The following is a 10,075-nucleotide window of genomic DNA, read 5'->3' on the forward strand; positions in this document are numbered from 1 at the left end:
AGCTTGTCGAGACCCGGGTCTCGACAAGCTCGACCACCGACCACCGACCACCGGCCGGGGGTCAGGGTTTGCTGTCAAAGCCGTAGCCGAAGCCGCCGTCCGCCTCTGCGGCGCGCCAGAAGTCGCGCAGCATCTCCTCGGGGGTGTGCAGGTTGTGGCGGCTCGCCACGGGCTCCTCGTCGCCCGAGATGGCCTTGACCTCGTCGTGGATGCGTTCCATCGAGGTGTCGAGCGACCAGGCGACGTCGGCGGCGAGCTTGAGCGAGTCGGTGAGGTGCCGAGGCACGTCGCCGTCGTACTTGTAGTAGATCTTGTGCTCGAGGCTGGCCCAGAAATCCATGGCGATGGTGCGCAGCTGGATCTCGACGATGACGTTCTCGACGCGGTCGGACAGGAACACCGGGATCCTCACGATGAGGTGCAGCGACTTGTACCCGGTCGCCTTCGGGTGCTTGATGTAGTCCCGCTCCTCCAGCAGCGTCATGTCCGACTGCTTCAGGATCATGTCGCGGACCAGGTAGATGTCGTTGACGAAGCTGCAGGTGATGCGCACCCCTGCGATGTCGAACATCTGCGCCCGGACGCCGTCCGGCGTCAGCGGGATGCCCTTGCGCCGGCACTTGGCGACTATCGACTCGAGCGACTTGAGGCGAGACCCCACGTGCTCCACGGGGTTGTAGTTCTGCATGTGCCGGAACTCGTCGCGCAGGATCGAGACCTTGGTCATGACCTCGTCGATCCCGAACTTGTAGGTCAGCACCAGCCGGCGCAGCTCGACCACCAGTTCTCGGAGCTGGGCAGGATCGGGTATCGGGTGTTCCCGGACGTCCTCGGGCAGCTTGCTCACGGGTCCACCGTACGGGTAGGCGGAATGGTGTGGGGACGAAATTCGAGGCCCACTCCGCCCCGCGCGAGAACAGTCTTGGTTGCGAGCGTGACCGTTGCGCCTAAAACGGACACATAGGCGCAACGGTCCCGCTCACAACCAAGAACTTTGGCGGGGGATCAGTCCGGTGCCACCTCCGAGAGGCGGAGGAACGTGATCGAGTGCGCCGGGAAGTCGTACGTGAACGTCGAGCCGCCGTCAGACGGCGCCACGTCCAGCGTCGTCTCCTCCTCCACCGGCACTATCCGTTCGGGCTGGGTCTTGGTGTTCATGGCCGACGGCGCCCCGCTCATCCGGGTCACCGACGCCTCCGGACCCACCAGGGCCCCGTCCACCGACACCGCCGTACGCGCCACCGACTCGTACGGGTTGACGACCTTGAGCACCAGCTCGCCGGTCTCCGCGTCCCGCGTGACCACCTGGTACAGCGACTCGGTGGTCGGCTCGGTGTAGGTCATCTGCAGCGCGCCGTCGAGGTAGAGCTTGATGGTGCGCCCGGAGACCACGACCTTCACGTGGTAGTCCCGGCCCGTCTCCATGGAGTGGCCCTCCACGGCCGCCACCTCGTTGGCGGAGCCGCCGTCGGCCCGCTGGAGCGCCTGCCGGGTGTTGTTCCACCCGCCGAGGTTCCACCAGTAGAAGTCGTCCCGGCCGCCTGCGGCGAACCCGACGAGGAACGCCTCGCTGCCGCCCAGCTTCCGCGCGTCGAGCTCCAGGGTGTAGTTGTCCCAGTCCTTCGTGTACGCGTCCGTGATGATCGAGCGGGCGTCGGTCACGTTGCCCGCCGACTGCACGTACTCGCCGTTGGTCACGCCCCAGGTCCCGGCCTGCGGTTCCCACCCGGCGCCGTCGTCGAACGAGTCGGAGAACAGCACCTCGCCGGACTGGTTGTCGGTCACCTTCACGTCGTCGTAGGCGGCCTGGGTGTTCCAGGTCGACAGGAAGACGCCGCCCGAGATGTCCGCCGGCGTCTCCTCCGGGCCGTCGTGCGTGGACGGGACCACCTGGTCGCCGGTGTTCGTCATGAACATCTGCTGCGTGTAGTACGACGTCGAGCCCCACGACTGGTCGTTGTCGAACCACATCATGTCCGGGGACCACTGGACGTAGTCCTCGTTGGCGAACATCGGCGCGTACGAAGCGAGCTCGACGACGTCGGAGTTGCGCTCGATCCCGGTCATGTATGCGGCCTCCGACAGCGAGTTGGACCACGCGTTGCCGCGCGAGGCGTACTCGCCGAGGAACACGTGCGGGCCCGCGCGGTCGTAGGAGTCGTACCGCTCCGTGTTCGACAGGAACCACGACGGGTCGTTGTAGTAGTGCTCGTCGATCATGTCGACACCCTGCTCGCGGTTGTACTTCCACAGCTCGTCGAACCGGGCGCCGGCGTCGTCCGGGCCGGAGTTCGAGATCACGGTGACCTCGGGGTGGGCCGCCTCGACGGCGTCCCGGAACCGCGGGAAGTTCGCCTCGAACGTGTGGGTGTTCTCCTCGTTGCCGAGGCCGATGTACTTCAGACCGAACGGCTCGGGGTGGCCCAGCGCGGCGCGCTTGGCGCCCCACTCCGTGTCCACGGACCCGTTGGCGAACTCGATCAGGTCGACGGTGTCCTGCACCCAGCGGTCGATGCGGACGTCGTCCTTCATCTCGGGGATGCTGCTGCCGCAGCCGTTGGCGCCCACCGACAGCACGGGCAGCGGCGTCGCGCCCAGGTCCTCGGCGAACTCGAAGTACTCGAGGTAGCCCAGGCCGTAGGACTGGTTGTAGCCCCAGAAGTTCCAGTTGGTCGGCCGCTCCTCGACCGGCCCGATGGTCTCCTTCCACTGGTACGTCCGACGGCGGTCCGCGCCGTCCGAGCCCAGGTACGTGTCGAACGTGCCGACGTTGGTCACGCAGCCGCCGGGGAACCGCAGGAAGGACGGTTCCAGGTCGGCGACCTTCTGGGCGAGGTCCGCGCGCAGCGGCGAGCGCCCGTTGACCGGGCCCTTCCACGTGTCGCGCGGAAACAGCGAGACCATGTCCAGCCGCAAAGTGCCGGCCGCGCCGCCCGTGACCACGAGCCGGGCGTCGTTGGCGGTGCCGCTCGCGGTGAGCTTGGCCGTGTGCTTCTTCCACCGGTCGGAGCCGTTCACCGACACCGTGGTGGACGCGTACGTCGTGGCGCCGTCCGGGGACTCCAGGCTCACCCGGAGCTGCTGCGCCCGGCCGGTGCGCGCGAAGGCCGAGAAGTCATACTTCTTGCCCTTCTCGATGGCGAAGCCCTCGTTGTAGCTCGCGTTGCGCACGCCGACGCCGGGTCCGTCCGCCTCGACGGTCAGGTACGCGCGGTTGGCGTCGTTGAGCCACTCGCCCCGCTCGGACTGCACCCTCGCGGTGCCCGTCGACCCGCGCCGCTGCACGACGTCCCAGCCCGTCATGCCGGTGAAGTTCCGGTTGTCCGTGGCCGCGAACTCGAAGGACCGGTTGCGGACCAGCTCGGCGTACAGGCCGCCGTCGGCCGCGTAGTTGATGTCCTCGTAGAAGACGCCGTACAGGTCGTCGCTCATCTCGGTGCCGGCCGCCGCGGCGTCGACGTCGAGCGTGTGCTCCTCGACCGGGGTCTCGGCCGGCGGGTACGCCGCCAGCAGAGTCGCCCGCTCCTCGGCGGTGATCGGCAGGACCGTCCCGTGCCGGGGGCTGGCCGGCAGGATCGCGTCCAGGTTGGACGTCCACTTGCCGCTGCTCAGGTCGTCGGACTCGAAGAGCATGTAGCCCTGGCCGCCGTGGTAGCTCGGCTGGTCCTGCAGCAGGAACCAGCGGTCGTCGGTGAGGGATGGGAAGAGTGTGGGCCCCTCGCCCCCGGTGAACGTGCCGCCCCAGGGGTTCGGCTGGCCGAACCCGATGCGCTCCGCGATGAGGTCCCAGCCGTCGCCGTCGGTCACGCCCTGCGTGCGGCGCAGGTCGGTGGACGACTCCTGCCGCATCCCCATGTACGACTCGTCCTTGGTGAGGCGGTAGTAGACGCCGTCCTCCTCCTGGACCGTCGAGTCGATCATGCCGAGGCCGTCGCCCTGCGGCTCGTCGATCCACGGCTGGGGCTCAGAGAACGTCTCGAAGTCCGTGGTGGTCGCGTAGAGCATGCGCTGGTACGACGTGCGGATGTCGCGCTCCGCGGGCGGGACGTCGGCTGGGTACAGCGCCGAGGCCCAGTAGACGACGAACTCGCCGGCCGCCTCGTCCCAGTACGCCTCTGGTGCCCACAGGTTGCCCGCGTTCTCGGGGGCCAGCTCGATCTCGCGCTGCTCGCCCCAGTTCACCAGGTCCGTCGACTCCCAGACCATGAGCGAGCGGCTGCCCGTCTCCTGGGCGTCGCCGAAGTTGCCGCCGCCGTAGATCTGCAGGTCGGTGGCGAGCAGGTAGTAGGTGCCGTCGCCGCCACGGATCAGGAACGGGTCGCGCAGGCCCTTGGTGCCGAGCGTGGAGGAGAGCACCGGCTTGCCGCCGTTCAGCGTGGTCCATTCCAGCGGGTCCGGCCCGTTCGAGACGGCGAACGAGATGGTCTCGCCGTCCGCGGTGGACTCACCGGTGAAGTAGGGGAAGAAGTAGGCGGCGTAGTCGGCGCGCTGCCCTGAGCCTGTCGAAGGGTCCGCCGCGGTGGCCGACGCCGGAGCGGTCGCCTCAGGGGCGGCGATCGAGGGCGATACCGCCCCCGCCAGGCTCACCGCCAGCGCGGCACCCATGGCGAGCACACCTCTTGTATATCGATGTAGAACCATAGCCTGTCGATCCCTTCGTCACGTCACTGTGGGTGGGGTCATGCAGTCGTGGTACTGCGGCCCTGACTCGGCGCACCGGGTACGCCGAGTCAGGGCCGTGGTCCGGCTAGGTGCGGCGGAGGGTCAGGGCTCGCTGGACCAGCACGAAGATCAGCAGCAGGACGCCGATCACGATCCTGGTCCACCACGAGCTGAGGGTGCCCTCGAACGTGATGATCGTCTGGATCAGGCCGAGCACCAGCACGCCCAGCACGGAGCCGAGCACGAACCCGGTGCCGCCCGTGAGCAGCGTGCCGCCGATGACGACCGCCGCGATCGCGTCGAGCTCCATGCCGACGCCGGTCAGCGAGTAGCCGGACCGGGAGTACATCGCGAACAGCAGGCCGCCGAGACCGGCGCACGTGCCACTCACCACATAGGCGAGCACCTTGGTGCGGGCCACGGGCAGGCCCATGAGCAGCGCGGACTGCTCGCCGCCGCCGATCGCGTACACCGTGCGGCCGAACCGCGTGAGGTGCAGCGCCACGAAGGCGAGCCCCACCACGATCAGCGCGATGAGCATGCTGGAGGTCAAGCGCCACTCGCCGAAGATCTGGACCCAGGTGGCCAGCTCGGCGAACGACGCGTTGTCGATGGCTATCGACTCCGGCGCGATGAGGAAGCACAGACCGCGCGCAAAGAACATGCCCGCGAGCGTCGCCACGAACGGCTGCACCTGGAAGTAGTGGATCATCACGCCGTGCGCCAGGCCGATCACGGTCCCGGCGGCCACCGCGATCGGGATCACGACGGCGGGCGGCAGGCCGGCCTGGAGCAGGGCCGCGGTGATCACCGTGGACAGCGCCAGGACCGACCCGACCGACAGGTCGATGCCGCCGGTCAGGATGACGAACGTCATGCCCACCGCGAGCACGATGAGGTGCGCGTTGTTGATGAACAGGTTGGACACCACGGCGGGCGTGAGGAAGTTCTCGTACCGGGTGCCGCCCACGATCAGCATGAGCGCGAGCACCACGAACGTGCCCACCACCGGCAGGTAGCGCTGGTCGAGCCGGATCGGGATCTTCGCCGCGCGGGTCTTGCGGGGCACCTGGGCGGGGGCCGACGTCGTCATCGGGCCTTCACCTCCGTGGAGTCGGGGCGCGCAGCGGGCTGCGGCTCGGGGGGCGTGGTGGCGGCCGGTTTACGCGCTGCGGCCATGAGCCGCTCCCGCATCCTGGGCGACTGCAGCAGCGTCACCGCGATGACGACCAGAGCCATGAACAGGGGCGTGACCAGCGGCGAGATGCCGAGGACGGTCACGGTCCGCCTGAGGGTCGCGATGACGAGCGCGCCGACCAGCGTGCCGGACAGGTTGAACTTGCCGCCCGAGAGCGCCGTCCCGCCGATCACCACCGCGAGGATCGCGTCGAGCTCGATGAACACGCCGGCGTTGTTGGCGTCGGCCGCCATCGTGTTGGCGCTGATGAGCAGGCCCGCCAGCCCGGCGAACAGACCGGACGCCGCGTACACGGTCCAGGTCAGCGTCTTGGAGCGGACGCCGGACAGGCGGCTGGCGGCCGGGTTGATGCCCGTCGCCTCCAGGAGCATGCCGAGCGCGGTGCGCCGCACCATGAACGCGACCACGGCGAACACACCGAACGCGATGACCGCCGCCGTGGGCAGGCCGAGCCAGAACCCCGAGCCGAGCACCTTGAACGGCGCGCTGTTGATGGTGGTGATCATGCCGCCCGTGATCAGCATGGCGACGCCGCGGCCGGCCGTCATCAGGATGAGCGTGGCGATGATCGGCTGGATCCCGAGCACGGAGACCAGGAACCCGTTCCACACACCCAGCACGAGGCACAGCACCAGGGCCAGGCCGACGGCGGTGAGCACCGTGACGGGCGACTCGGGGTCCGGCGACGACGCGATGTGGGACAGCGCCACCGCCCCCGAGACCGCGACCACCGCGCCGACCGAGAGGTCGATACCGCGCGTGGCGATGACCAGCGTCATGCCGAGCGCGACCAGCAGCAGGGGCGCCGTCGCCCGCAGGATGTCGATCGGGGCGCCGAACAGGTGCCCCTCCCGGATGGTGATCGCGAGGAAGCCGGGCCGGGCCACCGTGTTGGCGACCAGCAGGGCCAGCAGGGCGGCCAGCGGCCAGAACAAGTGGTGTCGAAGCAGGTTGCTCACGCTGCACCACCTCCGGCGATGAGGTCGACCACCTGGTCCATCGTCGCTCCTGTTCCGTCGATCTCCGCCACCTTGCGGCGGTCCCGCAGCACGGCGATGCGGTGGGATATGCGCAGCACTTCCTCGAGCTCCGCCGAGATGAAGACGACGGACATGCCGTCGGCGGCCAGGTCGGCCACGAGCTTCTGGATCTCCGCCTTGGCGCCGACGTCGATGCCGCGCGTCGGCTCGTCCAGGACGAGCAGCTGGGGCGCGGTGGCGAGCCACCGAGCGAGCAGCACCTTCTGCTGGTTGCCGCCGGAGAGGTTGCGCAGCAGCGCCTCCGGGTTCGCCGGCCGGATCCCGAGCTGCTCGATGTACTTGGCGACCAGCTCGTCCACCTGCTTGCGCGGCAGCGGACGCATCCAGCCGCGCTCCGCCTGGAGCGCGAGCACTATGTTCTCCCGGACGGTCAGGCCGTCGACGACGCCCTCGCCCTTGCGGTCCTCGGACGTGTAGGCGATGCCGTGGCCCATGGCCGCGCGCGGGGTCCGCAGGCGGGCCGGCTTCCCGGCCACGCGGGTCTGTCCGACGTCGGCCCGGTCGGCGCCCGTGAGCAGGCGCGCCAGCTCGGTGCGACCGGAGCCGAGCAGGCCGGCCAGGCCGACCACCTCGCCCTCGTATAGATCGAGGTCGAAGGGCTGCACCGAGCCCTTGCGTCCCAGACCCACCACCTGCAGCAGCGGGGTGGCGCCGGCGGGCCGCTCGACGTGCTCGACCACCTCCTCGGCGGCCTCCAGCACCTCCATCGAACGGCCGATCATGTGCTGCACCAGCTTGCCGGCGGGCAGGTCCGCGGTCACGAACTCCCCCACCAGGCCGCCGTTGCGCAGCACGGTCATGCGGTCGGACACCTCGTAGACCTGGTCCAGGAAGTGGCTCACGAACAGGATGGCCACGCCGTCGTCGCGCAGGGCGCGCATGACGGTGAACAGGTGCTCCACCTCGTCGGTGTCGAGGCTGGAGGTGGGCTCGTCGAGGATGAGGACCTTGCAGTCCCCCACCATGGCGCGGCAGATCGCGACGAGCTGCTGCACAGCCAGCGAGTGCGACCCGAGGGACGACGCCGGGTCGATGTGCAGGCCCATCCGCTCCAGGTGGGTCGCCGCCTGGCGGCGCATCGCCCGCCAGTTCAGGCCGCCCAGCAGGCGCGGCTCGGCGCCGAGCATGATGTTCTCCGCGACCGTGAGGTTCTCGCAGAGATTGACCTCCTGGTACACGGTGCTGATGCCGTGCGCCCGGGCGTCGGCGGGGCCGGTGAACCGGCGCTCGACGCCGTCGACCAGGATCGTCCCCGCCGTCGGCGAGTAGATGCCGGTGAGGGCCTTGATCAGGGTGGACTTGCCCGCGCCGTTCTCGCCCATGAGGGCGTGGATCTCGCCGGGGCGCAGCTGGAAATCGACCCCGTCAAGCGCCTTGACCGGGGGGAACTCGACGCTGATGCCGGTCATCTCGACGACGGCTGCTGCTGATTGCTGGGTCATCTCGACCTTCTAACTCAGCCCGTTGGCTGTGGGCGGGATCGTTGCGCCTATGACGGACGCATAGTCGCAACGATCACACCCACAGCCAGGTAGGGGTACGGCGGCAGGGGGTCAGTACTCGCGCGAGGGCAGCGCTTCCTTCGCTCCGGCCTGGTCGAACGCGCCGTCCTGCGTCACGATGCGCTTCTCGACCTCGTCGCCGGCGATGACCTTCTTGGCGATGTCCGCCAGGTCCGGCCCGAGCAGCGGGTTGCACTCGACGATGTAGTTGATCTTGCCGTCGGCGAGCGCCTGCATGCCGTCCTTGACGCCGTCGATCGAGACGATCTTGATGTCCTTGCCCGGCACCTTGCCCGCGGCCTCGATGGCCTCGATGGCGCCGAGCGCCATGTCGTCGTTGTGCGCGAACACGAGGTCGATGTCGTCGTACTTGTTGAGGAAGCCCTCCATGACCGTCTTGCCCTCGGCGCGCGTGAAGTTGCCGGTCTGGCTGTCGATCATGTCGATGTCGGAGCCCTTGATCGCGGCCTCGAAGCCTTCCTTGCGGTCGATCGCGGGGGCTGCGCCCGTGGTGCCCTGCAGCTCGACGGCCTTGTAGCCCTCACCGTCGTACTGGTCGACGACCCACTCGCCGACGCGCTTGCCCTCCTCCACGAAGTCCGAGCCGATGAACGACTCGTAGAGGGTGTCGTCGCTCGAGTCGACGGCGCGGTCCGTGAGGATCACGGGGATCCCGGCCGTCTTGGCCTCCTGGAGCACGGCGTCCCAGCCGGTCTCGACCACCGGGGAGAACGCGATGACGTCCACGCCCTGCGTGATGTAGGTGCGGATGGCCTGGATCTGGTTCTCCTGCTTCTGCTGCGCGTCGGAGAACTTGAGGTCGAACCCGTTGTCGGCGGTGAGCGTGTCCTGGATGGACTTGGTGTTCGCGGCTCGCCACCCGGACTCGGCTCCCACCTGCGAGAAACCGAGGGTGATGACGCCGTCATCGGCGGCGGCGGTCTCGCCGCCGCCTGCGGGCTCGTTGCCTGCGTCCGAGCTGCAAGCGCCGAGCGCAAACAGCGAGGTTGCCGCCACCGCCGCGAGGACGGTGCGGGTGAGGGTAGTGCGTGCCATGTCTCCTCCTTGAGATCCCGCGCGACGTCGTGCGGGTTACGTGCGGCGAAGTTGCCCGAGTCGAATGTTAGCGCTCACATGGCCGGTGTCGATAGCCGGACACGTCACATTCAAGTAACGAGTCTGTCGAGATTCACCTAGTAGGTGAACATTCGGATTTGGGTAACGAAGCGACCAATAGGGGTGCGGCCCCGGCGGTCCCGGACGCGGCCGGGTGACGACAGAACCGGTCACCGGATCGTGAAGCCGGTGCGGGCCTGCGGCGCAACGTCCGTCACGTCGACCGAGACGACGACGGCGCCGCGCGGGCCGTGCCGCATCCACCGCAGAACGTCCTCGACCGCCGAGGGCGACCCTTCGAGGACAGCCTCGACCGTGCCCTCGGCGGTGTTGCGCACCCAGCCCGCCAGGCCCGCGACCGCGGCTTCCCGCTCGAGGAGGTATCGGTAGCCGACGCCCTGCACCCGTCCGCTCACTACGACGCGCCGTGCGACCAAGGTACCCATACCGCCATCCTCACCCGACGACTCCGGCATCGCCTCCGGCCTCTGGCTACGGTCCGCGAAGTAGAGCGCCTGTCCGCTCCGCTCGGAATTTCCTCCGAGCCGGAGCGGACA

Annotated in this window: 7 protein-coding genes; all 7 read right to left on the reverse strand. The window is 68.8% G+C overall.

The window, feature by feature from the left end; genetic code table 11:
* Positions 1-61 precede the first annotated feature (61 nt).
* On the reverse strand, positions 62-847 hold the full coding sequence (locus ACFT2C_RS28310; protein ID WP_377210440.1) for a GTP pyrophosphokinase family protein: 786 nt from the start codon (positions 845-847) through the stop codon (positions 62-64).
* Positions 848-1,005: 158 nt separating this feature from the next.
* On the reverse strand, positions 1,006-4,605 hold the full coding sequence (locus tag ACFT2C_RS28315; RefSeq protein ID WP_377210441.1) for an alpha-L-arabinofuranosidase C-terminal domain-containing protein: 3,600 nt from the start codon (positions 4,603-4,605) through the stop codon (positions 1,006-1,008).
* A 142-nt stretch (positions 4,606-4,747) separates the two neighbouring features.
* On the reverse strand, positions 4,748-5,755 hold the full coding sequence (gene yjfF, locus ACFT2C_RS28320) for a galactofuranose ABC transporter, permease protein YjfF (RefSeq protein WP_377210442.1): 1,008 nt from the start codon (positions 5,753-5,755) through the stop codon (positions 4,748-4,750).
* Positions 5,752-6,819 carry an ABC transporter permease gene (locus ACFT2C_RS28325; RefSeq protein ID WP_377210443.1) on the reverse strand — a complete coding sequence of 356 codons (1,068 nt, stop codon included), beginning with the start codon at positions 6,817-6,819 and terminating at the stop codon, positions 5,752-5,754. Before ACFT2C_RS28325 ends, yjfF begins: the two co-directional genes overlap by 4 nt.
* Positions 6,816-8,342: a sugar ABC transporter ATP-binding protein gene (locus ACFT2C_RS28330; RefSeq protein ID WP_377210444.1), complete on the reverse strand. Its 1,527-nt coding sequence runs from the start codon at positions 8,340-8,342 to the stop codon at positions 6,816-6,818. The genes ACFT2C_RS28325 and ACFT2C_RS28330 overlap by 4 nt, the downstream gene beginning before the upstream one ends.
* A 111-nt stretch (positions 8,343-8,453) precedes the next feature.
* Entirely contained in the window at positions 8,454-9,458 is a 1,005-nt protein-coding gene (locus ACFT2C_RS28335) for an ABC transporter substrate-binding protein (protein ID WP_377210445.1), read from the reverse strand.
* 230 nt (positions 9,459-9,688) lie between these two features.
* Entirely contained in the window at positions 9,689-9,964 is a 276-nt protein-coding gene (locus ACFT2C_RS28340) for an acylphosphatase (protein ID WP_377210446.1), read from the reverse strand.
* Positions 9,965-10,075: the final 111 nt, after the last annotated feature.

The sequence above is a fragment of the Promicromonospora sp. NPDC057138 genome (assembly GCF_042670845.1).
Taxonomy (GTDB): domain Bacteria; phylum Actinomycetota; class Actinomycetes; order Actinomycetales; family Cellulomonadaceae; genus Promicromonospora.